The sequence below is a fragment of the Pseudomonas oryzihabitans genome, from assembly GCF_014522265.1.
GTDB lineage: Bacteria > Pseudomonadota > Gammaproteobacteria > Pseudomonadales > Pseudomonadaceae > Chryseomonas > Chryseomonas aestiva.
Genome location: NZ_CP017024.1, coordinates 3,592,880 through 3,616,878, shown reverse-complemented (window position 1 = coordinate 3,616,878; position 23,999 = coordinate 3,592,880). Strand labels below are relative to the sequence as shown.

The window sequence follows — 23,999 nt, the reverse complement described above, 5'->3', positions numbered from 1 at the left end:
CCATGGACACCCGACTCCTCATCATCGGCGGCGGCCCCGGCGGTTATGTCGCCGCCTTGCGCGCCGCCCAGCTGGGCATCGCCACCACCCTGGTGGAGGGCGCTGCCCTCGGCGGTACCTGCCTCAACGTCGGCTGCATTCCCTCCAAGGCGATGATCCATGTCGCCGAGGAATATCATCGCGCCAGCGGTCGCGCTGAGCATGGCAGCCTGGGCATCCGCCACGGCCGCCCGGAGCTGGATCTTGGCCAGGCCGTGGCCTGGAAGAACGGCATCGTCGATCGTCTCACCACCGGCGTCGCCGCCCTGCTCAAGAAGCAGGGCGTGACGGTAATCGAGGGCTGGGCCGAAATCCTCGATGGCAAGACCGTCGAGGTGCAGCGCGCCGGCGGCGAGCGGCTGCGCATCCGTACCGAGCACCTGGTGCTGGCGATGGGCTCCACCTCGGTGGAATTGCCCAGCCTGCCCTTCGGTGGTCCGGTGATATCGGCCACCGAGGCCTTGTCACCCACGGAAATCCCCGACCACCTGGTGGTGGTGGGCGCCGGCTATATCGGTTTGGAACTGGGCATCGCCTATCGCAAGCTGGGCGCCCGGGTCGCGGTGGTGGAAGCCCAGTCGCGTCTGCTGCCCGGCTACGACGCCGAGCTCACGGCGCCCCTACGGCAGCGCCTGGAACGCCTGGGCATCGAGCTGCACCTGGGCTGCACCGTCGCCGGTCTGGCCGCGGACGGCGCGGGTCTGCGGATGACCCGTGGCGACGGTCGGGAAGAGCTTCTGCCGGCCCAGCGCATCCTGGTCGCCGCCGGCCGCCGCCCCCGCACCGAAGGCCTGGAGCGCCTGCCGCTGGACTACGACGGTCGCTACATCCGCGTCGACGACGGCTGTCGTACCAGCATGACCGACGTCTGGGCCATTGGTGATCTTACCGGCGAACCCCTGCTGGCCCATCGCGCCATGGCCCAGGGCGAGGTAGTGGCCGAGCTGATCGCCGGCAAGCGGCGGCGTTTCGCCCCGGTGGCCATCCCGGCGGTCTGCTACACCGATCCGGAGATCGTGGTGGTCGGCCTCACCCCCGAGCAGGCCAAGGCCCAGGGGCTGGAGACCAAGGTCGCCAGCTTCCCCTTCGCCGCCAATGGCCGTGCCCTCACCCTGGAGGCGCCGGAAGGCTTCGTGCGGGTGGTGGCCCGCGCGGACGACCACCGTATCCTCGGCTGGCAGGCCACCGGGCAGCAGGTGGCGGAACTGGCAACGGCCTTTTCCCACAGTCTGGAAATGGGCATGCAGCTGGAAGACGTCGCCGCCACCCTGCATCCCCACCCCACCCTGGGCGAAGCGGTGCAGGAAGCGGCGCTACGGGCCCTGGGCCGGGCCCTGCATCTGTGACCGGCCTGCCGCGCGACAGCCTGGCGCGGGGCATCCTCGACGAGGCCCTGGCCGGGCTGTGCCGGCGCGGTGGTCTGGCGCCAGACGCCCTGCTAGCCGCCGAAGGCGTCCAGCTAGCCGACCTGCTGCTTGGCCGCGAGCGCCTTTCGGCGCCGCTGTTCGGCCAGCTGTGGTATCGCCTGGCGCGGCGTTTCGATGATGAATTCTTCGCTCTCGGTCCGCGCCCGCTGCCGGCGGGCAGCTTTGCCTTTCTCTGCCAGAGCACCCGCCTGCAACCGACCCTCGGCGATGCCCTGCGGCAAAGCCTCGACTTCCTGCGGCTGACCCTCGGCGTCGACCTGCGCCTGCAGCGCAATGGCGAGCAGGTGACACTGCGGCTGGCCCCGGGCAGTCTGCCGGGCAGCTTCGCCGTCTTCACCCTCTGGCTGATCCTGCACGGCCTGGCCTGCTGGCTGGTGGGCCGTCGCTTGCCGCTGGAGGAAATCCGCCAGACTGCCGAGGAGCCGCCAGCGGAACTGCTGGCCGACTATCGGCAGCGCTTCGGCTCCAAGCTGAGCTTCGCTCGCGGCGAAGACTGCCTGGTGCTAAACGCTGCCGTGCTGGGCCTGCCGATCCGCCGTACTGCCGCGGACGCGCGCCGCTTCATCGCCGCCGCACCGGGCAATCTGCTGGTGCATTATCGCGACGACGCCAGCCTGATCACCCGCATCCGCACCCTGTTGCGTACTTGTGCACCAGAGGACTGGCCGGACGCCGTCAGCCTGGCCGAGGCCCTGGGCCTGGCCCCCGCCACCCTGAGGCGCCAGCTGGCCGCGAGCGGCCAGACCTACCAGGGCCTCAAGGACGAACGCCGGTGCCGGCTAGCCTGTCGCCAGCTGGACCAGGGCGCCTTGCCCCTGGACGAGCTGGCCCTGCGCCTGGGTTTCGCCGACCCCCGTTCCTTCCAGCGCGCCTTTCGCAAGTGGACGGGCCTCAGTCCCCTCGGCTATCGCCAACGCCAGACCCGGGCGGGTTAGCCGTCGGCCAGCTGGGCAGCGATGGCGGCGGTATCGATCACCGAGCGCACCTCGCGGATGCGTCCGTTCTCGAAACGATAGAAGACATGTTCGCTGAAGCGTACGCGCCGTCCGTTCACCGCCAGCCCGAACAGCTCGCCGCGCGGCGTGCAATCGAAATCCAGCTGCGCGGCCAGCCAAGGCGCCTCGACCACCAGCAGATGGACGGTGAAGTGCAGATCGGGAATGGCGGCATGATCGCCTTCAAGCATGGCCTGGTAGCCCGCCAATCCCAGGGGCCGGCCGTTGTGCTCGACGGCGTCGTCGACATAACGGCCAAGCGCCGTCCAGGCCTGGCGGTTGAGGCAGTCGAGGTAGGCCTGGTAGTGGCTGCCGAGTTCGGTTGCGGCAAGGGGCATGACACGTTCTCCATGGGCGTTGACTGCTACAGGGGACCGCGCCAGTCCGGCAAGACTCCCGTTACCCGAGGCGATTCTTCACCAGACGGCCACCTTGCAGGATGACGTCGAGTCTTTCGCCCTGCCCCACCAGACAGGAGATATCAGCCAGCGGATCGCCATCCACGACCAGCAGATCGGCCAGGGCTCCGGTCGCGATACAACCCAGTTCGCCCTCGCGTTCAAGGATGCGTGCCGCGACACTGGTGGCGCTGCGCAAGGCCTCCAGATTGCCCAGCACCTCGGCGCGGATGCGCAGTTCCTGGGTCTGGTATTCGTGCATCTCGCCCAGCAGGTCGGAGCCGTAGCCCATGGGCACGCCCGCCTCGGCGAAGAATTCCAGGGCGCGACGGCCCGCCAGACGGACATCTTCGATCTTGGCCACGGAATCCGCTGGCAGGCCATAGCGCGCGCCGTGCTCGGCGAGCATCTCGTAGGTCACCTGGGTGGGCACGGCGAAGGCGCCCCGCTCGCGCATCAGCTGCGCCGTATCCCGGTCGACCAGATTGCCGTGTTCGATGGTGCGTACCCCGCACGCCACGGCGCGGCGAATGGCGCGGGCGGTATAGGCATGGGCCATCACATAGGTGTTGGCCGCCTCGGCTTCCTCGACGATGGCGCAGAGCTCGGCTTCGCTGTACTGGGTATTGGCGATGGGATCAGTAGGTGAGGAAACACCGCCGGAGGCCATGATCTTGATCTGGCTGGCGCCCTGCTGCAGTTCTTCGCGCACCGCCTTGCGCACGTTGTCCACCCCATCCACCACCCGGGCGATGGCACCGGCGCGGAAACAGCAACTGCACGGCTCGTTCAGCAGGAGCTCCCCACGCGCCCGCATGTCCCCGTGGCCGCCGGTCTGCGACAGCGCCTTGCCGGAGGCGAAGATCCGCGGGCCCGGCACCAGTCCCAGGGCAATGGAGCGCGCCAGCGCCCAGTCCGCACCGCCGGCATCGCGGACGGTGGTGAAACCGCGCTCGAGCATCGCGCCCAGGATCGGCAAGGCGCGGTACATGATGATGGCGTTGGGCTGCAGGGCGTTGAAACCCAGGTTGGCACTGGACGCCAGTACATGCACATGGCAATCGATGAGGCCCGGCATCAGGGTGCGGCCGCCCAGATCGATGACGGTGACACCTGCCGGCGGCGCAGCGCTCTGGTCGCGTACGGCGGTAATGCGCTCACCGTCCACCAGGACTTCTTTACCGCTGATCAGGGTGCCGGTGGTCAGATCGAGCAGCTTGCCGTTGCGCAGTAGTAGAGAGGTGTTTTGAGTCATGCGGATTCTCCCGAGGGTTGGCCGCTGGCGCCGTCGCGAAACAGCGCGGCGCCCCCGGCACTGATGGCCGCGGCGAACATGATGTAGAAGGCTGGCGCCAGATGGCTGCCGGTAGCAGCGATCAGCCAGGTCACGGTAAAGGTGGCGAAGCCGCCAAACAGGGTCACGGCGAAGTTGTAGGCCACCGACAGTCCGGTGGAGAGCACCCGCGTCGGCAACAATTCGCCGAAGGCTGCCAGCAGACCGCCCAGATAGCCGGAGATCAGCAGCCCCAGCACGGCCTGGAACACCAGCAGGGAAGGCAGGCCCGGCCAGCGATTGAGCATCCAGAACAGCGGCCAGGCGGCGCAGAAGATGGCCACGGCCGACCCCAGCAGCCAGGGTCGCTTGCCATGGCGATCTGCCAGGCGCCCTACCAGGGGTGTCGCCACCAGCAGCACCACGCCACCGAGTACACCGGCGGTGAAGCCCAGGCCGCTGGGCAGGCCCAGCACCCGAGTAGAGTAGGACGGCAGGTAGAACAGCACGGAGTAGGTGCAGACCGTCCAGAGCACGACCATGGAAAAGGTAATGGCGGTCTGGCGGGGATAGATGCGCACTACCTCCCGCAGCGGCGACTGGGCACGCTCGACGGAGGCATAGGCAGGGGTTTCGTCGATGCGGCTACGGATGTAGAAACCGACGGGGCCGATCAGGGAGCCGAACAGGAACGGCAGGCGCCAACCCCAGCTCTCAAGTTGCTCCGGGGTCAGCAACGCCGACAGCAGCGCGCCGGTGCCTGCACCCAGGGCGACCGCCACCCCGATGCTCGCCTGGATCCAGCTGGAGTAGTAGGCCTTTTGCCCAGCGGGCGCGTGTTCGGTGAGAAAGGCGGTCGCGCTGCCCATCTCGCCACCCGCCGAAAAGCCTTGCAGCAAGCGCGCGAAGACGATGAGCGCCGGGGCGAACAGCCCCCACTGGGCATAGCCCGGGGTCACGGCGATGATCAGGGTACCGGCGGCCATCAAGAGGATGGTCAGCGACAGCGCCGCCTTGCGACCGCGGCGATCGGAGTAGATGCCGAGCAGGATGCCCCCTACTGGCCGCATGAAGAAACCGACGCCAAAGGTGGCCAGGGCCAGGAGGTAGGAGGTGAGTTCGCTGGCGGTCGGAAAGAACACCTTGGCGATGATCACGGAGAAGAAGCTGTAGACGGTGAAGTCGAACCACTCCAGACCGTTGCCGATCACGGTTGCGACCACCGCCTTGTTGGCCTGGCGGCGGTGGGCGGCGGACGGCTGCGGAAAGGTCGTAGCGCTCTGCATTGTTGGCTCCCTGAATGCAAGTCGCGCAGGAAACTCGGGAGTCCCTGCACCGGCGACGGCAGTTTCGATAAAGGAAACAGGACGAGGATCTCCGCCCTCTGCCGCCGAGCTTAAGGGGCTACCGGGGACGCAGGAAAACGCTGATTGCAGGGGTTTGCATGCGCCTGACGCATGCAAGAGGGATCAGTGCGACGCGCTCAGGCTGTCGTTCAGCCAGGTCTCGAAACGGCGCGCCGCCAGGCCCGGCTGACGATCGCCCGGCCACAGCAGGTAGTAACCACCCTGCCCCTGCACGCATTCGCTACAGGCTGCCACCAGCGCACCCGACTGCAGGTGGGCATCGATCATGGGGCGCCAACCCAGGACGATACCGTGGCCGGCAATCGCCAGATCGACCAGGATGGGGTACTGACTCACGGTGAGCCGCTGGCGGATCCGCGGGGCGGCATAGCCCAGCCGCGCGAACCATTCCGCCCAGGAGAGCCAGCGCCGCTGACCGTCCTCGATCATCAGCAGGCATCGGTCGAGCAGCTCCGGGGGTGACAGCTGACGCCCACCCAGGTAGTCCGGCGCGCAATAGGCGCCTACCCACTCGGGAAACAACTGGCGGCCAGCCAACCCCGGGGGCGGCGGTTCACGCAGGAAATAGAGCGCCAGATCGAATTCCGGCTTGAGCAGGGTATCGAGGTTGTCCAGCACCCGCAGGCGCACGTCGATGCCGGGAAAGGCACTGGCGAAGCGGCCGATCAGCGGGCCCAGCCACAGCGCGGCCACGCCCGAGGAACAGGCCAGCACCAGCTGCTGCTCGCCACTGATATCCATGACGTCCGCGGTGGTTTCCGCGAGACCCGCGAGCAGCTGCTGAACCCGCTCGGCATAGCGCTGCCCGGAGACGGTCAGGTGCAGCCGCTTGTGCTCTCGGCGAAACAGCGCGCGACCGAGAAAGGCCTCCAGCTGCGCCACCTGACGGCTGATGGCGCTCTGCGTGAGGTTGAGCTCCAGCGCCGCCCGCGTAAAGCTGCCGAGCCTGACCGTTGCCTCGAAGGCAATCAGATTGGTCAGGGGTGGCAAGGGCTCGATACGCATCCGGAGGCTCTGCAACACTGGGCTGAAACGGCCAGTCTAGCGCCTCTGACGGGCGCGGGGCGTGCTCAACGATGCTCGAACTTCGCCGGTCGCTTCTCGATGAAGGCCGCCATGCCTTCCTTCTGGTCGGCGCTGGCGAACAGCGAATGGAAGACCCGGCGCTCGAAGCGGATGCCCTCGGCCAGGCTGGTCTCGAAGGCGCGATTGACGCTTTCCTTGAGCAGCAGGGTCGCCGGCAGCGAACGACTGGCGATGCCGCGGGCGGCCTCCAGGGTGCGCTCCAGCAGCTCGTCGGCGGGAAACACCTGGGCGACCAGCCCGGCACGCTCGGCTTCGGCGGCGTGCAGCTGCCGCCCGGTCAGGCACAGTTCCATGGCCTTGGCCTTGCCTAGGGCGCGGGTCAGGCGCTGGGTACCACCGATGCCCGGAATGACGCCCAGGGTGATCTCCGGCAGGCCGAAGCGTGCGGTGTCGGCGGCATAGATGAAGTCGCACAGCAGCGCCAGTTCGCAACCACCGCCCAGCGCATAGCCGGCGACGGCGGCGATCAGCGGTTTGCGCCGCTCGGCGATGCGGTCGGCGACGCGGAAGTAGTCGTCCAGGTAGATCTGCGGATAGCCCTGCCCGGCCATTTCCTTGATGTCGGCGCCCGCGGCGAACGCCTTGGCCGAGCCGGTGAGCACCACGCAACCGACCTCGGGATCGGCGTCCAGGCGCGCCAGCATGGCATCCAGCTCATGGAGCAGCTGGGCATTGAGGGCGTTGAGCGCTTTGGGGCGATTGAGGGTGATGAGGGCGACGCGCGCCTCGATCTCCAGCAGCAGGGTCGATTCGGTAGAGGCTTCGCTCATGGTCTTGTCCTTGTCTAGTCGTTGAGTTCCAGCGCCATGGCCGTGGCCTCGCCGCCGCCGATGCAGATGGCCGCCACGCCCCGGCGCAGACCGCGCTGGCGCAGCGCCTGGATCAGGGTGACCAGGATGCGCGCACCGGACGCGCCGATGGGATGGCCCAGGGCACAGGCGCCACCGTGCACGTTCAGGCGTTCCGGGTCCAGCCCCAAGGCATCCTGAGCGGCCAGGGCCACCACGGCGAAGGCTTCGTTGATCTCGAACAGGTTGACGTCGCTCAGCTGCCAGTCGATGCGCGCGAGCAAGGTACGGATGGCGCCGATGGGCGCGGTGGGAAAGTCGCCCGGCGCGCCGGCATGGGCGGCATGGCCACGGATCGTCGCCAGCGGCCTCAGCCCTTCGCGCGCTGCCGTGCTTGCCCGCATCAGCAGCAGCGCTGCGGCGCCATCCGAGATGGAACTGGCGTTGGCCGCGGTGACGGTACCGCCTTCACGAAAGGCCGGCTTGAGGGTGGGAATGCGTGCCGGATCGGCACGGCGGGGTTGCTCATCGGTGTCGATGCTCAGGGTTTCCCTGCGTCCCGCTACCTCCACCGCCACGATCTCGCTGGCGAAGGCACCGCTGGCCTGCGCCTGGCGCGCCCGGGCGAGGGACTGCTGGGCATAGGCATCCTGGCGTTCGCGGCCAATGCCCAGGCGCGCGGCGCAATCCTCGGCGAAGGTGCCCATCAGGCGCCCGGGTTCATAGGCGTCTTCCAGGCCGTCGAGAAACATGCTGTCGATCAGGGCGCCATGGCCGAGGCGGTAGCCGCTGCGGGCCTTTTCCAGCAGATAGGGCGCGCGACTCATGCTCTCCATGCCGCCCGCCACCACCACCTCGCCACTGCCGGCGCGCAACAGGTCATGGCCGAGGATGGCCGCCTGCATCCCCGAACCGCACATCTTGTTCAGGGTGGTGCAGCGCGTGCGCTGGGCCAGACCGGCGCCAAGCGCCGCCTGGCGTGCCGGTGCCTGGCCGAGGCCGGCGGGCAGCACGCAGCCCAGCAGCACCTCGTCGACCCGTTCCGGCGCCCAGCCCGCCCGTTCCAGTACGGCGCGGACCACGGCGCTACCAAGCTGCGGCGCCGACAGCGCGGCCAGTTCGCCACCCAGGGCCGCCATGGGCGTACGGGCGGCGGCGACGATGACAATGGGGTCGTTCATGACGATTCTCCTAGCGCGGGGCCATGCGCAGCGCGCCGTCGAGGCGGATCACCTCGCCGTTGAGCATGGGATTCTCGATGATGTGGCGGACCAGGGCGGCGAATTCCTCGCCGCGGCCGAGGCGCGGCGGAAAGGGCACATTAGCGGCCAGGGCGTCGCGTACCTCGGGGGTCATGCCGGCCATCATGGGCGTCTCGAAGACGCCCGGCGCTATGGTCATGACCCGGATGCCCTGCCCGGCCAGTTCGCGCGCCGCCGGCAGGGTAAGCGCGGCAACGCCGCCCTTGGAGGCGGCATAGGCGGCCTGGCCGATCTGGCCATCGAAGGCAGCGATGGAGGCGGTGTTGATGATCACGCCGCGCTCACCGCCGACATTGGCCTCACCCTGGGCCATGGCCGCCGCGGCCAGGCGCAGGACATTGAAGCTGCCCACCAGGTTGACGTTGATGATGCGCGCGAAGGCGGCGAGATCGTGGGGACCATTGCGCCCGAGGATGCGTGCGCCGCCGACGATGCCGGCGCAGTTGATCGCCCCCTGCAGACTGCCCCAGCGGGCCAGCACGGCATCCAAGGCGGCGCTCAGGGCCTCGGCATCGGTCACGTCCACGGCCAGCGCCAGAGCCTGGTCGCCGAGCCGTTCGGCCTGGGCCTGCACGGCCTCGGCCTGGAGATCCAGCATTGCCACTCGGGCGCCTGCCGCGATCAGTCCCTCAGCGGTGGCGGCGCCCAGGCCGGAACCGGCGCCGGTTACCAGAAAGGTTTGCTCGTCGATGCGCATGGTGGCACTCCCCAGGATGATGGACTCATCTTCGATCCTCGGCCGGGGTCGGACAAGGGCCGGAGCGCTCAGTCGCAGCGAGCGATCCGGCCCCTCGTTCACCAGGGCAGGACCTGCCCCTGGTAGTCGAGAAAGGCGCAGCCAGGCTGGCCGGCCCGCGCCTCGATCGTCGCCACCAGACCGGCGACGCTATCGGCCACCTCGACCGGCGCGCTGGACCCGCCCAGTTCGGTGCGCACCCAGCCCGGGTGCAGTGCCAGCACGGCGAACGCCGGCTGCTGCCCGGCGACCCAGCTCTGCAGCAGGCTGTTGAGCGCTGCCTTGCTGGCGCCATAAAGTGGCATTTCGGCGGCTCGTGCCAGACTGACGCTGCCCATCTGCGAACTCAGGCAGGCCGCCACCCCGGCAGCGGCCATCCGCGGTGCCAGGGCCTCCAGCAACCGCAGGGGCGCCACGGCATTGGTGAGGAACAACTCGCCCAGCTCCGCGACGCTCGCCCGCTGCCCGTCCTCTTCCATCGGCCCCATGATGCCGGCATTGACGATCAGCCGCTCCAGCGAGCCATCACCCAGCTCGTCCAGCAGTCGCGTGCCCAGGTCGGGATCGCGCAGATCGCCGGTCACTACCCGCAACCGCCCCTTGGCGGCCGCGACCATCGTATCCAACGCCGCATTCGGCGTTCGCACCACCGCCAAAACCTGAGCCCCTTGCGTCAGATAGCGCTCCACCAGCCCCAACCCTATGCCCCGCGAGGCACCTATCACCCAGACATTCATAGCCTTCTCCTCAGTCGGTCAACGTGATGCGCAGATGCCGTTTCTTGCCCAGACTCACCCGCCGACCCGCGTCGCTCAGCGCCAGACGGATATCGGGATCCATCACCGGTTGCTCGTCCAGGCGCAGGCCGCCGCCTTCCGCCAGTCGACGTACCGCACTGCGCGACGGTTGCACTCCCGCCTCGACCAGCAACTCGACCAGGGTGACGCCCGCGTCCAGTTGCCTGCGGCTTAGGGCGACCTCCGGCAACTGCCCGGCGCCGTCGCGATCGGCGAATACCTCGGCGGCGGCTGCCTCAGCCTCGCGTTGCGCCCGCTCGCCATGGGCCAGCCGGGTCGCCTCATTGGCCAGCACGCTCTTCGCCAGATTGATTTCCGCACCGCCGAGCGCGCCGAGCCGCCGCACCTCGTCCAGCGGCAACTCGGTGAACAGGGCGAGGAAGCGCTCGACGTCGGCATCGTCGCAATTGCGCCAGAATTGCCAGAAGTCGAAGGCCGACAGCCGCTCCTCGTTGAGCCAGACCGCGCCCTGGGCCGACTTGCCCATCTTGCGGCCGTCGCGGGTGGCCAGCAGCGGCATGGTCAGGCCATGGAGCCGGGGACCGCCCTGCCGGCGTGACAGCTCCACGCCGTTGATGATGTTGGCCCACTGGTCGGCACCGCCCAGTTGCAGGGTGCAGCCGTAGCGCCGCGACAGCTCGACGAAGTCGTAGGCCTGCAGCAGGGTGTAGCCGAATTCCTCGAAGGACAGCGAGTGCTCGCGGTCGAGACGATTCCTGATGGCATCGAAGGTCAGCAGCCGGTTGATGGAAAAGTGCCGGCCGACGGCGCCGAGAAAATCCAGGTAGCCCAGGCCGTCGAGCCACTCGGCGTTGTCCACCACCTGGGCGCGGCCGTGGCCATCGCCCACTTCAAGATAGCGGTGAAAAGCCTTGGCGATGCCGGCCATGTTCAGGGCGATCTGGCCGTCGGTCAGCACCGGGCGGCTACTGTCACGAAAGCTGGGATCACCGATGCGGGTGGTGGCGCCACCGATCAGCAGGAGGATGGGATGGCCGGCGCGCTGCAGCCAGCGCATCAGCATCAGGCCCTGCAGGTGGCCGACGTGGAGGCTGTCGGCGGTGGCGTCGAAGCCAAGATAGCCGGTCACCGGTCCACTGGCAAAGGCACGGGCGAGGCCGTCACGATCGGTGGTCTGGTGCACGAAGCCGCGGGCTTCGAGGGTGGCGAGCAGGTCTTGCTGGGTGCTGTCCATGGGGTCTCCTGTGGCTGGACGGTGCCAGGGAGACCGGGAGAAGTTGCCTTGACCGAGCCGCCCTAGGCGGTTCGGTCATGCAGCGCAGTACCTACCACCCGATATTGATCAGGTAGTAGTAATAGGCGCTGATTGGGCAAAGGAAGGTTCGCATGGGGCGTCACGCTACCGGCTTGCCCAGCGGTTGGCAACTGCGAACCGCTCGCACTGCCGCTTCGACCAGATGTCGCACCTCCCCTGGCAGGCGCTGAACGAACGGCGACAGTGGCGTTCCGACACCTGTCCTTTGCCAGCAGTATCGAGACGCAGAGATGAACGTACCCGCTCCACCCCTAGCGATCCCCCGCGCCAACGTGGCGTTTCCAGGTGTACCTGGACAAGGAACATCCCTTGCGTGAGAGGATCCCACCGATGAAAAGCATCACCCCGGCCAATCTGTTGCTGCTACTGCTTTGCCTCACGGTGCTGGCCTACGCGACCGACCTGATCGGCTAGCCTCGGCCTGGAACAACCTCAATGAGGCGTAGCTGATGGTTGCCGTCCGGCGTCTCTTGGCCTAGCGTTCAGGCCGTGTCCGTCAGAGAACTACAGCGTCATGCCCAGCCAACTCTCCAGCACCGTCGAAAGCATCGAGCTGCTGGCGTCCCTGGATTCCGTCGCGGCGCTCCTGCGCGTCGTCTGTGATGTCAGCGGCCTTGGGGTCGCCACCGTCGCCGAGGTCACCGAGCAGCGCTGGATCGCCTGCGCGGTGGAAGATCGCATCGCCTTCGGCCTGCAACCCGGCGCCGAATTGGACCTCGAATCCACCCTCTGCAACCACGTACGCTCCTCCCACGACGCCGTGATCATCAGCGACGTGACCCAGAACCCCACCTACTGTGATCACCCGGCGCCCGGCCTCTATGGCTGGAAGAGCTACCTGTCGGTCCCGGTGTTTCGACCCAACGGCACCTTCTTCGGCACGCTGTGCGCCTTTGATCCCCAACCCGCACCGCTGCTGGAGCAGCGCCCGGTGATCGCTACGCTGGACGGCTTTGCCCGCCTGCTGGGCGAACTCCTCGCCCGCGAAGAACAGCGTCGCGAAGAAAGTCCCGGCCCGCGTGGCGACCTCGATCTCACACCGTTGCGCGAACAGTTGCTGGTGCTGCTGGAGGAGGATCTGCAGCATCCGCTGCAGGCGCTGGCCAAGGACGCGCCCGTGGATGCCTCCCAGGCGCAGCGCTGGCAGACCGAGGCCCGGCGCCTGGCCGAACGCAGCGCTGCGGCCGCCGACTTCGTGCGCGTCCGCCTGGGCCATGGCCTGCCCCTGAAACCGGCCCTGGTGGCAGGCGCCAATGAACGGCTCCTGGACCTGCTCGTCAGGCTGCAGACGCGTTTCCCCGACCATACCCTGGGCAGCGAGTTGCCGGAGCTACCCGCCGCCCTGCGCCTCGACCTGCCGCGCCTGTTGCAGGCGGTGGAGGCGCTGCTGGAGTGGGTCGCATCCCGCAACCCTGCTGGTGGCACCCTGCTGCTGCGCGGCGTGCTCGACGAACGCTGCTACCGCCTCGCCGTGGAAAGCCGCACCGCCGTGGTGGAGCCTGCAACCCTGAACCAGGTGTTCCAGCCGCTGCTGACCCAGGCCGATTCCGAGCAGCCCGCCCGCCTGGACCTGGGCCTCTATCTCGCCCAGGAAATCGCCCGCGGCCATGGCGGCAGTCTGGTCGCGCGCCTGGAAGCCGGCCACCTGAGATTTCTCCTTACCCTGCCCACTGCTCTGGATTGATGCCCTTGCCCTTCCCTTCTCCCCTGCTGGTGATCCGTCACGGCGAAACCGACTGGAACGCCAGTGGTTGCCTCCAGGGTCGCCAAGACATACCCCTCAACGCGCGCGGCCGTGCCCAGGCCGAAGCCGTGGGCCTGGCCCTGCGCGACCGCCTCGACGTCTCTCGCTTCGCCTGCCTGAGCAGTCCGCTGCAACGCGCCAGCGCGACGCTCGATCTGATCCTGGCGCAGCTGCCGGGCACGCCAAGAAGCCTGGCCCGCGATGCGCGCCTGGCGGAAAAAGCCTTTGGTGACTGGGAGGGACTGGACATGCCGACCATCGCCCAGCGCTATCCGGAGCAGCACGCCCGACGCGTCGCCGAGCCCTATACCTTCCGGGTACCCGGTGGCGAAAGCTATGCCGATGCCGCCGAGCGGGTGCGCCCGCTGCTGGAAGAACTCCAGGGTCCCACGCTACTGGTGGCCCATGGCGCCCTGATCCGCAGCCTGCTGGTGGCGACCGGTCTGGCCAGCCCGGAGGTGGCGACCCGGATGGTCATCCACCAGGGGCGCTGGCTGGAACTCGATGCGACCGGTTATGCGTGGTACAGCGCGCCTGGCTGGGACGACCAGTCCTAACTCAGCCGCCGGGCGAACTGGCTGACCGCGCCCACCACCTGGCGGGCGCCCTCCTGGATTTCGGTGATGCGCACCCCGGCGTTGCTCGCCAGGTGCAGCCCCTGCTCCGCCTGCTGGCGGCTGGCCGCCATGTTGCTGACCGCAGTCTGCGCCAGTTGCTGATTCTGCTGCACCACCCCGACGATCTCTTCGGTGGCCTTGCTGGTGCGCCCGGCCAGTTGCCGGACCTCGTCCGCCACCACGGCGAAACCCCGGCCCTGTTCGCCTGCTCGGGCGGCTTCGATGGCGGCGTTGAGCGCCAGCAGATTGGTCTGCTCGGCGATGCCGCTGATGGTCTTGACGATGGCGCTGATCACCAGCGACTGCTTGCCGAGGTCCTCGATGCCGTTGGCAGCGACCTGGATCTCGTCGGCGATGCGGGTCATCACCGCCACCGTGTCCTGCACCACCGCCGCACCCTGACGGGCGCTTTCGTCGGTGGTCTGGGAAATGTCGAAGGCGACCCGCGCGGCTTCGGCCACCGCCAGCTCCTGCTCCACCTGTTCGGTGATGACGGTGGCGAACTTGATGACCTTGTACAGCTCGCCGCGGGTGTTGAGCACCGGGTTGTAGGAGGCTTCCAGCCAGACCGTGCGGCCATGGCTGTCGATGCGCTTGAAGCGACTGGCCACGTAGTCACCCCGGTTGAGCCGCTCCCAGAAGGCGCGATAGTCGGCCGATTCGGCCTCTTCACGGCTGCAGAACATCCGATGGTGCTTGCCGACGATCTGCGCCAGCGAATAGCCCATGCCCTGCAGGAAGCGCTCGTTGGCGGTGAGCACCTCGCCGGACAGATCGAATTCGATCACCGCGGTGGAGCGCAGCAATGCATTGATGATGCCCGAGTGTTCGGTGGAGACTTCCACCTGCTCGGTCCGGTCGTAGGCATAGCAGCGGATCTGCTTGACCTGGCCCTGGCTGTCACGCACCGGCGTCCAGATCGCATAGAGCCAGGCAACGCCGCCCGTGCCGCGCAGCAGCCGATAGATGCCACTGGCTTGGTGACCTTCGCTGAAGCTTCGCTTCAGATCCCGATAGCAGTCCATGCATTTGACGTAGTCGGGAATGAGGTCGTCGAGTTTCCATCCGGTCAGGCTGCCAGGCGCGTAGCCCAGGCAGAGCGCGAAGTTCTCGTTGAAATCCTCGATCCGGCCCTGGGCGTCCAGCAGCAGATGCAGCGAATCCTGATGGAAGGCCGCGCTGACCTGGCGGTGTTCGGACAGTTCGGCTTCGAGATCGGCGATGCGGCGTTTGAGTGCGGAGTTGAACATGGGATCACCCAGGAAAGTTGTGTCTTCCTCTGGTTCGACGCGCCGCGGAATTTCTTGACAACTCGCTGATGAACGCCTGCACCCGGTTCCGGCAGAGGAGGCGCGGGTGGCGCGCCCCGTCTGGCGACTCCCGGCAAACACCACTCGCTCTAGCCTGCCGGTACCGCTTTGATGAGGGACGCCTGCGGTGGCCGACAAAGCCACGGGTAATCCGTTACCCGACCGTTCGACGAAGCGACGAGCGGTATCGTCAAACGGTCGCAGCCACGCGCTCCGGAAGGGTCTGCCGGGCCTGACCTTCCAGACGTTTCACCAGCGCCCCGAGATCGATCAGGGTCGCCTGGCGACTGTTGCCCGCGGATCCTACGCCCACCCAGCTCTGCGCCCGCTGCGCCGGTACTGCCCCGCCCTCCCCTGGCAACTGCCAGCTGCGCGCCAGGGCATCGGCGCGCAACTCGGTAAAGGCCTCGATGGCCTCGACCCGCTGCACCACGAAACCCAGGCGCTGGCTTTGCCCTTCCACCACGATCACCTGATCGCCGGGACCGGACTCCACCGCTGTCGCACCGGCCAGGGTCCGCAGGCAGACCAGGGTGATCTGCTGGCCGCGGACCTCCATCAATCCCAGCAACCGCGGATCCCGCTGGCCGAGGCGTAGGTAATGCGCCGGCAGCGGCAAGACCTCCGCCACCTGCTCCAGCGGGACGGCGAACAGCAATTCGGCGAGAAAGGTCAGGCACGGCTGACGGCGGACCTGACGCCGCTCTTCGCGCAGCAGGTCGCGATCGGTGCGATAGATCCGCGCATAGGCCACCGCCGCCTCCTGGCACCCCAGGGCCAGGTGATCGATCACGATGGCCGCCTCGCCCTCCGCGGCGCTGAACACCCCGCGCAACAGCCCGGGCTGCTCCAGCCCGAAGCCAAGCAGCGGCGCGCACTGCGCCGGATCCCGCCGCCACATGCCGAGCAGCCGCTGGAAGCCGAAGGCGACCCGATACTGACCCCGGTCGCCCGCCGCCAGCACCAGCAGCTGCTCATGGTGAGCCTGGGCGGACGTGGCCAGCCCCAGCAGCTCGGACAGCTCCAGCACCGGCAAGGCCTGGCCTCTCAGCTGCACCTGGTAGCGACAGCTGTCGCTGGCGAATTCGCTGGGCGTCAGCTGCGGTCGATCCACCAGCTCCTGAACCACCGCCGCATCCAGGCACAGGCGCCGCCCGTCGCACTCGAACAGCAGATAGAGCCGCTCCGCTTCCGTGCCAATGGCGGCCTGCCGCTGTAGCGGCGGCGGCCTGTCGGCACTGACCTCGAAGCCCGGCAAGGCGGCCAGGGTGTCCAGATCCAGCAGATGGACCAGCCGGCCGCTTTCCGGGCGCAGATGGACGCGCCCCAGCAGGCGCCCGGGCGTCCCCTGCAATTGCACGATGGCGTCATCCGCCAGCTTGAGGATGTCCACCACCCCATCGATGGCCAGGCCGAAGCGTCCCCCCCCATGACGGATCACGGCGATCCGGCGCTCGTGCTCGACCGCCGGCAGCCCCAGCAGGCAATGGCCGTCCACCAGCGGCAGCGGCTGGCCGCCCAGCTCGAAGAGGCCCAGCAACCAGGGCACCGGACTTGGATGAGGCGCCAGGCGCTCCGGCCAGGGCACCACGCGTTCCAGGGCCTGGGCGGACAGCGCGACTTCCAGTTCGCCGATCCGCACCACACCCTGGGTCACGGCCGTCCTCCCCCAACCACCGGCGAAAGGGTGGTGGCCGCGTCCAGTTCCTGGATCAGCTGATTGACCCGCGCCGCATCGTCGAGCTGGGCCGCGGTGGAGCCGTTGATGGCCTCGATGGACTGCTGGGTCTTGCCCACCCCTTCGGCGATCAGGCCGAAGGCCTCGCCCACGCTGCGCGAGATCTCACTGCCCTGGGCGATGCTCTTGACCGACTCCAGGATCAACTTGTTGATCTCCTTGGTCGCCTGGGACGACTTCTCGGCCAGCTTGCGGACCTCATCGGCCACGACCGAGAAGCCCAGGCCGTGCTCGCCGGCGCGAGCCGCCTCGATGGCGGCGTTGAAGGCGAGCATGTTGGTCTGATTGGCGATGTCGCTGATCACCTGGACGATGTCCTGGATGCCTCCGGCCGTGGTACCGATGGCCTCCATGGCGTCCAGCGAGCGGGTCAGGGTCAGGGAACCACGCTCGGCTTCTTCCAGGGTGCGTCGGGCCATGCGGTTGGCGTCGTCGGTGGTCTCGGCGATCTGGTTGATGGAGCGGGTCAGGGCGTGCAGCGAAAGATTCATCTGCTCGATCTTCTGCCGCACGTGCTGTTCCATCTCCACCTGGCGGGTGATGTCGGTGGCGAACTTCACCACCTTGTGCACCTGCCCATCGGCGTCGAAGATGGGGTTGTAGGTGGCCTGGATCCAGATCCGCTGGCCGAACTTGCTCAGCCGCATGAAGCGCCCGCCAAACACCTCGCCCTGGGCCAGCCGCGCCCAGAACTCGCGGTACTCGCCGGAGGCGACGTGCTCCGCCTCGCAGAAGATGCGGTGATGCTGGCCGCGGATCTCCTCCAGCCGATAGCCCAGGGTCGCCAGGAAGTTGCGGTTGGCTTCGAGGATCTTGCCGGTCAGATCGAATTCGATCACCGCCTGGCCGCGGTCGACGGCCGCCACCTTGCCCGCATAATCGCTGTTGCGAATCTGGCTTTCGGTGATGTCCACGGCGAACTTCACCACCTTGCACGGCTTGCCGTCGGCGTCGAAGATCGGGTTGTAGGTGGCCTGGATCCAGATCTCCTCGCCCCGGCTGTTGCGTCTCTTGTACACCCCGGCGTCGAATTCGCCCCGCGCCAATTTATCCCAGAACAGCCGGTACTCCGCCGAGCGGGCATAGTCGTCGGGACAGAAGATGCGGTGATGCTTGCCCACCACTTCATCGGTCTGGTAACCCAGGGCCAGCAGGAAGTTGCGGTTGGCGGCGAGCACCGTGCCGTCGAGGGAGAATTCGGCGATGGCCTGGGATCGGTCGATGGCCGCCACCTTGCCTTCGTAATCGCTGTTGCGCAGCTGAGTCTCGGTGACGTCGCTGGCGAACTTGACCACCTTGTACGGCTTGCCCTCAGCATCGAGGATGGGGTTGTAGGTGGCCTGGATCCACACCTGGCGGCCGTCGCTGGCGCGTCTCTTGTACAGCCCGGCATCGAAGTCGCCGCGGCCGAGCTTTTCCCAGAACAGCCGATAGCCCGGCGAGCGGGCATGCTCGGGTTCGCAGAAGATCCGGTGATGCTTGCCACGCACCTCGTCCAGGCTGTAACCCAGAGCCGACAGGAAGTTCTCGTTGGCCGTCAGGATGTTGCCGTGCAGATCGAATTCGATCACCGCCTGGGCACGGTCGATGGCGGCCATCTTGCCTGCGAATTCGGCGGCCTGAAGTTGCGCATCGGTCACATCGGTGGCGAACTTCACCACCTTGTAGGGTCGACCGTCGCTGTCGAGGATGGGGTTGTAGGTGGCCTGGATCCAGATCGGTCGCCCATCGCGGCGGATGCGCTTGTAGACCCCGGTATCGAAGACACCCTGCCCCAGGCGATTCCACAGCAGGGCGTACTCCGCCGAACGCGCGTATTCGGCCGGGCACATCAGGCTGTGATGACGCCCGCGCAACTCGTCCAGCGCATAGCCGGTCATGCCGAGGAAGTTGTCATTGGCCCAGAGCACGTTGCCCTGCAGATCGAATTCGATCACCGCCTGGGAGCGATGGATGGCTTCGATCTTGCCTTCGTACTCGACCGCCTGCAGCCGCGTCTCGGTGATGTAGGTGGCGAACTTGATGATGCGCTGCGGGCGCCCCTGCGCATCCAGCAACGGATTGTAGGTGGCGCGAATCCACCTCAGAGTGCCGTCCTTGTGCTTGCGGCGATAGACACCGCTGTGGAACTCGCCGCGCGCCAACGCCGCCCAGAAGTCCTGATAGTCCTCGCTCTCCGCCACCCCGGGCGGGCAGAACAGGCGGTGCTGTCGCCCGCTGATCTCGTCGAGGCGATAGCCGAAGGTCTGCAGGAAGTTGTCGTTGGCGTGAAGGATCGTGCCCTGCAGATCGAATTCGATCACCGCCAGGGAGCGGTCCAGCGCCTGGCGCAGGGCGTGATAGGCAGAGGCATCGTCGACAGCAGCGGATTCGGCAGAGGCGGAAAACATGGGCAGCTCCAGGAGAGAACTCGGCGAACAGGTTATCGGCAATCGCGATAACAAATTGAACACCGTCTATCCTAGAGATGTTTTCTCCTGGCGGATTGCCAGTAGTCGTCCGATGAACGACCTTAAGTTTCCCCCCGACGTTCAGACCACCAGCTTGGCGCCTATGACCAGCAGCATGACCGCCAGACAGGGCCGCAGCACGCCATCCGGTACGCGTCCGGAGAGATGGCTGCCCAGGAAAATCCCCGGCAAGGACCCCAGCAGCAGAAAGCCCAGGACATGCCAGTCCAGATTGCCCAACCCGGCGTGACCGAGTCCCGCCACCAGCGTCAGGGGACCGCATGGGCGATCTCGGTACCGACCAGGCGCCGGGTCGCCATCAGCGGATAGAGCAGGAACAGCGCCACCGTGCCCAGGGCCCCAGCGCCGATGGAAGTCAGGGTCACCATGAAGCCCAGCACTGCGCCGGTAAGCACCGTCAGGGCGTTGAGCCGCCTGGCACTCAGGTGAAATCTGTCGCTGGCATGGCGGCTGGCAAAGGCGAAGATCTGCTTTTTGAAGAGAATGGCCAGGGCCGTCAAAAGCAGCACGATGCCCAGGGCATGCTTGATGAGGGCATTGGTCGCGTGCTGATCACCGGGCAGCAGCGCCAGGGCGAGTAGCGTCAGGGCGGCGGTGGGTACGCTGCCGGCGGCCAGCCAGCCGGTCACCGTCCAGTCGATGTTGCGGTTGCGCTGGTGAACGAAGACGCCGCCCGCCTTGGTGATGGCGGCATAGAGCAGATCGGTGCCTACCGCTGCCGCGGGGTTGATCCCGAACCAGAGCAGGATGGGGGTCATCAGCGAGCCACCACCCACGCCCGTCATGCCAACGATGAAGCCAACCACCAGCCCCGCGATCACGAAGCCCAACGCCCCTACTTCCATTACAGCCCCAATTGCCGTTGTCGGCTCATTTTGCGGCCGCACAGGATAACCACTCAGGTTAGACCGACCTATATTGAAAGGGTCTTTGCTTATAACCGATAACACTAAACTCTCGGGTCAGCGGCTCTGGTGGGCATTCAGATAGGCCGCGACCTCTTCGTCGCCATAGCCGGCGCGCCGGGCATGCGCCTCGATGGCGGCACGGCAGGCGGGATCGGTAACGGTCGCCGGCATGACGGTGCCGCAGGGCGCCAGGCTCGCCTGCGCCAGGAAGCTCTCGAGATCCTGCTTGTGTTCGTCCGCAACCGAATGGGTACCCGTGGTGGGTGCGTGGGCCGCTACCGGGGGCGTGGTGGTCGCCACCACGGCTGGCTCACTGCTGGTCGAATCGCTACGGTGGGTGGTTGCCACTGCAGCCACTACCAGCAGGCCGAAACCTGCGGTCAACACCAGCAACTTGCGAGTTGAAGTCCCGCTCATGATTTCTTTTTCCCTATGAAAAAGCTGACAGCTCGGACCTGAAAACGACATGAGCTGCCGAAAGTCCGACTTTTAACCAATCAAGTCAGACAATATTTTTCCAGTCTGTGTTCAGTCAAAGGCGGCGCATGCCACACTCGGCGGTATCAGGAGACAGGAGCGGCTCATGCAGCACAAGGATTTCATCGGCCCCCGGTTGCGCCAGCTCAGCGCGGACCTTTCGCTCGCCGATCGTCTGGCGGAGAGTGCCCAGGTCGATCTCAATGCCGACCTGAAGCGCCGGGTCCGGGAAGACCTCGAACGGGCGCTGCGCGAGGTCGGTCAGCTCAGCGAAGAGCAGACCCTCTGGCTGAACTGGGCGACCAGCTAACCCGGCACGCCCGCCGTCGTCGCGCTGTAACGCGCGGCTGCTATCTGTAGCGGCAGCCATCCTCTGGAGCCGAGCATGAAAGCGGAATACGAAATCAGTGACGACATCGCCCAATTCGTCGGGGGCGCCTTGATCAGCCTGGTGCTGCTCAGTGGCGGAGCCATCGGCGGCGCCCTGTTCCTGCTGGCCGAGACCTTCAACTGACCGTTTGTCGCCAGTCGCGTCGCTCCCGCAGCAGCTGCGAGGCCGTCCTTGACCGGGTCAGTGTTCGACCGCGCAGCCGTCACTCGCCCCGAATCCGCCCGCATCTTGCATTACCCGCCCGCCGCATTAGTCTTGAAAGTGCCAATAACAATTAGTGCAGACGGCAAGAGGTCGGATCATGCGCACCCAACTGACCCGCTCGATCACCCTGTTCGACAGCCCGGATCATCAGCCTGCGACCGCAGAGGTCTCCTCCGCGCCGGGCAATCGCAAGCGCAACCTGCAGAGGTGGACCAAGGCCCTGGTGTTCGGCACCTCGTTCGCCGTCGCGCTCTGTGCGCCGCTGCTGCGGCATCTGCACTGAGACCGGGTACCAGCACTGGACGCCCGCTGGCCGCCACCTGAATCCCAGGCACAAAAAAACCGGCGCTGGGCCGGTCTTCTGCTGTGCATCTTGATTGGTGCGGACGGAGAGACTCGAACTCTCACACCTTGCGGCGCCAGAACCTAAATCTGGTGTGTCTACCAATTCCACCACGTCCGCGAGACGCTTGAAAGACGAACGCCAGACACGAGGTCTGGCGTTCGCTGAATATGGGGTGGACGATGGGAATCGAACCCACGACACCAGGAGCCACAATCCTGTGCTCTACCAACTGAGCTACGCCCACCATATCTTACGTGCTTGCCGTCGCCGAACCGCCAATGGCGCGCCCGGCAGGACTCGAACCTGCGACCATCCGCTTAGAAGGCGGATGCTCTATCCAGCTGAGCTACGGGCGCCTGTTACGGCAGCTGCCCTAGCAGAGACTTCCTTGGTGAGAAGCCTCTTGCCTGGCCCTTGTCAGTGACTTGGGCTGTGCTCGGCAAGCGGGGCGAATGTTATAAAGCTCCCGCCGGCCCGTCAACTAATTTTTAAAAAATTTTTAAGCAGAAGAATGAGTTAGCCGCCGCAGAGGCTTCTCTGTTGCCAGCGGGCCCGTCCATGCGAAAATAGCCGACCTCTTTCCGTCACCACCAGAAATCGCCCATGACCGCCCAACTGATCGACGGCAAGTCCATTGCCGCCCGCCTGCGCCAGGATATTGCCCAGCGAGTCTCTCAACGTCGTAGCGCCGGACTGCGCGCCCCTGGCCTCGCCGTCATCCTGGTCGGCACCGATCCCGCCTCGAGCGTCTATGTGGCGCACAAGCGCAAGGATTGCGAAGAGGTCGGTTTCGACTCCTATGCCCATGACCTGCCGGCCAGCACTACCCAGGCAGAACTGGAAGCCCTGATCGACCGGCTCAACGACGACACCAGCGTCGACGGCATCCTGCTGCAGTTGCCGCTGCCCGCGCACCTGGATGCCACCCAGCTGCTGGAACGCATCCGCACCGACAAGGACGTCGACGGCTTCCATCCCTACAACCTGGGTCGTCTGGCACAGCGCAATCCCCAGCTGCGCCCCTGCACGCCCAAGGGCATCATGACCCTGCTGCACAGCACCGGCGTCGACCTCTATGGGCTGGATGCGGTGGTGGTCGGCGCCTCCAACATCGTCGGTCGGCCCATGGCGCTGGAACTGTTGCTGGCCGGGTGCACCGCCACCGTGACCCACAGATTCACCCGCTCCCTCGAACACCACGTCAGCCAGGCCGATCTGGTGGTCGTCGCCGTGGGCAAGCCGGGACTGGTCAAGGGTGAATGGATCAAACCCGGCGCCATCGTCATCGACGTGGGCATCAACCGCCAGGCCGATGGCCGTCTGGTGGGCGACGTGGAATTCGACAGTGCCTGCGAGCGCGCCAGCTGGATCACTCCGGTTCCCGGTGGCGTCGGCCCGATGACGCGCGCCTGCCTGCTGGAAAACACGCTGTACGCGGCCGAGCAGCTGCACAGCTAGCAAAACGGGCCCCGCAGGGCCCGTTTTTCATTCAGCCAACCCTCAGGGCAGCCAGGACTTCACGCGATCCGGATGGGCAGCGATCCAGGCCTTGGCGGCCTCTTCCGGCTTCTTGCCCTCTTCCACGGCCAGCATCACCTCATTCACCTCACCCGGCTGCCAGGCGAACTTCTTCAGGAAGTCCCAGACCGGCTTGGCCTTAGCTTCCAGCGCGGGGTTGGCCACGGTGTCCACGTGCTCGGAGCCGCCGAACACACCCTTGGGATCTTCGAGGAACTTCAGCTTCCATTTGGCGAACATCCAGTGCGGCACCCAGCCCGTCACCACGACCGGTTTCTGGTCCTTCTCGGCCCGGGTCAGCTCGGCGATCATGCCGCTACCGGAACTGGCCACCAGCTTGTAGTCCAGGCCATAGTCCTTGATCGCCTGGTCGGCCTTGAGCATGACCCCGGCACCGGCGTCGATACCGACGATCCGACCACCGAAGTCGGCCTTCTGCGCCTGCAGATCGGCGATGCTGTTGGCCTTGACGTACTCCGGCACGATCAGACCGATCTTGGCATCGGGGGTGTTGACGTTCAGATCGACCACCTGGTCCTTCATCTTCTCGTAGTAGGCGCCATGGGTGACCGGCAACCAGGCGGACAGCATGGCGTCGAGCTTGCCGCGCGCCACGCCCTGCCACATGATGCCGGCGGCCACCGGCATGAGCTTGACCTCGTAGCCCAGATTCTGGCGGATCACTTCAGCTGCGGTATGGGTGGTGGCCACGCTATCGGCCCAGCCATCGACGTAGCCGATGGTGATTTCGGGCTTGGCCGCCTGGGCCAGGCTCATGGCCGAGGTCAGCGCGACACCGAGTCCTATTCCCAACAGTTTCTTCACCATGCT

The 23,999-nt window shown here is 66.7% G+C and carries 20 protein-coding genes, 3 tRNA genes and 5 pseudogenes; 8 read left to right on the top strand and 20 right to left on the bottom strand.

The window, feature by feature from the left end; genetic code table 11:
* Window positions 1-2 precede the first annotated feature (2 nt).
* A complete protein-coding gene (gene lpdA / locus BGI51_RS16770) occupies window positions 3-1,385 on the top strand; it encodes a dihydrolipoyl dehydrogenase (RefSeq protein ID WP_187979059.1) in 1,383 nt (460 codons plus the stop codon).
* Window positions 1,382-2,401 (top strand): AraC family transcriptional regulator, encoded by a 1,020-nt coding sequence (locus BGI51_RS16765; protein WP_187979058.1) that lies wholly within the window; start codon window positions 1,382-1,384, stop codon window positions 2,399-2,401. The genes lpdA and BGI51_RS16765 overlap by 4 nt, the downstream gene beginning before the upstream one ends.
* Here BGI51_RS16765 and BGI51_RS16760 read toward each other — a convergent pair.
* From BGI51_RS16760 to tyrS, 9 genes are all read right to left on the bottom strand, one after another.
* Entirely contained in the window at window positions 2,398-2,799 is a 402-nt protein-coding gene (locus BGI51_RS16760; protein WP_187979057.1) for an ester cyclase, read from the bottom strand. The two genes, BGI51_RS16765 and BGI51_RS16760, sit on opposite strands and share 4 nt — an antisense overlap.
* A 61-nt stretch (window positions 2,800-2,860) precedes the next feature.
* A complete protein-coding gene (locus BGI51_RS16755) occupies window positions 2,861-4,114 on the bottom strand; it encodes a metal-dependent hydrolase family protein (RefSeq protein ID WP_187979056.1) in 1,254 nt (417 codons plus the stop codon).
* Window positions 4,111-5,418 carry an MFS transporter gene (locus BGI51_RS16750; protein WP_187979055.1) on the bottom strand — a complete coding sequence of 436 codons (1,308 nt, stop codon included), beginning with the start codon at window positions 5,416-5,418 and terminating at the stop codon, window positions 4,111-4,113. The genes BGI51_RS16755 and BGI51_RS16750 overlap by 4 nt, the downstream gene beginning before the upstream one ends.
* Window positions 5,419-5,601: 183 nt before the next feature.
* The gene (locus BGI51_RS16745; RefSeq protein ID WP_187979054.1) at window positions 5,602-6,504 is read right to left on the bottom strand and encodes a LysR substrate-binding domain-containing protein; all 903 of its coding nucleotides are present in this window, start codon (window positions 6,502-6,504) and stop codon (window positions 5,602-5,604) included.
* A gap of 65 nt (window positions 6,505-6,569) precedes the next feature.
* Entirely contained in the window at window positions 6,570-7,355 is a 786-nt protein-coding gene (locus tag BGI51_RS16740; RefSeq protein ID WP_187979053.1) for an enoyl-CoA hydratase, read from the bottom strand.
* A gap of 14 nt (window positions 7,356-7,369) precedes the next feature.
* On the bottom strand, window positions 7,370-8,554 hold the full coding sequence (locus BGI51_RS16735) for an acetyl-CoA C-acyltransferase (RefSeq protein ID WP_187979052.1): 1,185 nt from the start codon (window positions 8,552-8,554) through the stop codon (window positions 7,370-7,372).
* Between the two features lie 10 nt (window positions 8,555-8,564).
* Entirely contained in the window at window positions 8,565-9,332 is a 768-nt protein-coding gene (locus BGI51_RS16730) for an SDR family NAD(P)-dependent oxidoreductase (RefSeq protein WP_187979051.1), read from the bottom strand.
* Window positions 9,333-9,430: 98 nt separating this feature from the next.
* The gene (locus BGI51_RS16725; protein WP_187979050.1) at window positions 9,431-10,108 is read right to left on the bottom strand and encodes an SDR family oxidoreductase; all 678 of its coding nucleotides are present in this window, start codon (window positions 10,106-10,108) and stop codon (window positions 9,431-9,433) included.
* A gap of 10 nt (window positions 10,109-10,118) precedes the next feature.
* Entirely contained in the window at window positions 10,119-11,363 is a 1,245-nt protein-coding gene (gene tyrS / locus BGI51_RS16720) for a tyrosine--tRNA ligase (protein WP_187979049.1), read from the bottom strand.
* Window positions 11,364-11,958: 595 nt separating this feature from the next.
* On the opposite strand from tyrS, the gene BGI51_RS16715 reads away from it, so the two are divergent.
* Together BGI51_RS16715 and BGI51_RS16710 are read left to right on the top strand one after the other, a co-directional pair.
* Window positions 11,959-13,128 (top strand): sensor histidine kinase, encoded by a 1,170-nt coding sequence (locus tag BGI51_RS16715; protein ID WP_187979048.1) that lies wholly within the window; start codon window positions 11,959-11,961, stop codon window positions 13,126-13,128.
* Between the two features lie 5 nt (window positions 13,129-13,133).
* Window positions 13,134-13,745 carry a histidine phosphatase family protein gene (locus tag BGI51_RS16710; protein WP_187979047.1) on the top strand — a complete coding sequence of 204 codons (612 nt, stop codon included), beginning with the start codon at window positions 13,134-13,136 and terminating at the stop codon, window positions 13,743-13,745.
* On the opposite strand, the pseudogene BGI51_RS24120 reads toward BGI51_RS16710, so the two are convergent.
* The 7 genes and pseudogenes from BGI51_RS24120 to BGI51_RS16685 form a co-directional block, all read right to left on the bottom strand.
* Window positions 13,742-14,179 (bottom strand): annotated as a pseudogene (locus tag BGI51_RS24120) (methyl-accepting chemotaxis protein); the annotation flags it as partial. The gene BGI51_RS16710 and the pseudogene BGI51_RS24120 sit on opposite strands and share 4 nt — an antisense overlap.
* A 105-nt stretch (window positions 14,180-14,284) precedes the next feature.
* Window positions 14,285-15,055: pseudogene (locus BGI51_RS24115) on the bottom strand (PAS domain-containing protein); the annotation flags it as partial.
* Window positions 15,056-15,305: 250 nt separating this feature from the next.
* A complete protein-coding gene (locus BGI51_RS16700) occupies window positions 15,306-16,772 on the bottom strand; it encodes a chemotaxis protein CheW (protein WP_252977104.1) in 1,467 nt (488 codons plus the stop codon).
* A pseudogene (locus BGI51_RS24110) lies at window positions 16,769-17,215 on the bottom strand (methyl-accepting chemotaxis protein); the annotation flags it as partial. The gene BGI51_RS16700 and the pseudogene BGI51_RS24110, both read right to left, overlap by 4 nt.
* 165 nt (window positions 17,216-17,380) lie before the next feature.
* A pseudogene (locus tag BGI51_RS16695) lies at window positions 17,381-19,243 on the bottom strand (PAS domain-containing protein); the annotation flags it as partial.
* A gap of 141 nt (window positions 19,244-19,384) precedes the next feature.
* A pseudogene (locus BGI51_RS16690) lies at window positions 19,385-20,169 on the bottom strand (sulfite exporter TauE/SafE family protein).
* A gap of 117 nt (window positions 20,170-20,286) precedes the next feature.
* On the bottom strand, window positions 20,287-20,649 hold the full coding sequence (locus tag BGI51_RS16685) for a hypothetical protein (RefSeq protein WP_187979044.1): 363 nt from the start codon (window positions 20,647-20,649) through the stop codon (window positions 20,287-20,289).
* 166 nt (window positions 20,650-20,815) lie between these two features.
* On the opposite strand from BGI51_RS16685, the gene BGI51_RS16680 reads away from it, so the two are divergent.
* The 3 genes from BGI51_RS16680 (at window position 20,816) to BGI51_RS16675 (ending at window position 21,587) form a co-directional block, all read left to right on the top strand.
* Window positions 20,816-21,019, top strand: coding sequence for a hypothetical protein (locus BGI51_RS16680; protein WP_133859334.1), 204 nt, complete (start codon window positions 20,816-20,818; stop codon window positions 21,017-21,019).
* Between the two features lie 75 nt (window positions 21,020-21,094).
* On the top strand, window positions 21,095-21,223 hold the full coding sequence (locus BGI51_RS23790; RefSeq protein WP_290127616.1) for a hypothetical protein: 129 nt from the start codon (window positions 21,095-21,097) through the stop codon (window positions 21,221-21,223).
* Window positions 21,224-21,401: 178 nt separating this feature from the next.
* Window positions 21,402-21,587, top strand: a complete 186-nt coding sequence (locus tag BGI51_RS16675; RefSeq protein WP_187979043.1) for a hypothetical protein — start codon at window positions 21,402-21,404, stop codon at window positions 21,585-21,587.
* 95 nt (window positions 21,588-21,682) lie between these two features.
* On the opposite strand, the gene BGI51_RS16670 is transcribed toward BGI51_RS16675, so the two are convergent.
* The 3 genes from BGI51_RS16670 to BGI51_RS16660 all read right to left on the bottom strand — a co-directional run bounded on the left by BGI51_RS16670 (window position 21,683) and on the right by BGI51_RS16660 (window position 22,006).
* A tRNA-Leu gene (locus BGI51_RS16670) sits at window positions 21,683-21,767 on the bottom strand.
* 51 nt (window positions 21,768-21,818) lie between these two features.
* Window positions 21,819-21,894: transfer RNA gene (locus BGI51_RS16665), tRNA-His, on the bottom strand.
* A gap of 35 nt (window positions 21,895-21,929) precedes the next feature.
* Window positions 21,930-22,006, bottom strand: a tRNA-Arg gene (locus BGI51_RS16660).
* 247 nt (window positions 22,007-22,253) lie between these two features.
* Here BGI51_RS16660 and folD point away from each other — a divergent pair.
* Entirely contained in the window at window positions 22,254-23,108 is an 855-nt protein-coding gene (folD, locus tag BGI51_RS16655; RefSeq protein WP_133859336.1) for a bifunctional methylenetetrahydrofolate dehydrogenase/methenyltetrahydrofolate cyclohydrolase FolD, read from the top strand.
* 42 nt (window positions 23,109-23,150) lie between these two features.
* Here folD and BGI51_RS16650 read toward each other — a convergent pair whose 3' ends face one another.
* Window positions 23,151-23,996, bottom strand: a complete 846-nt coding sequence (locus BGI51_RS16650; RefSeq protein WP_371099721.1) for a glycine betaine ABC transporter substrate-binding protein — start codon at window positions 23,994-23,996, stop codon at window positions 23,151-23,153.
* Window positions 23,997-23,999 lie beyond the last annotated feature (3 nt).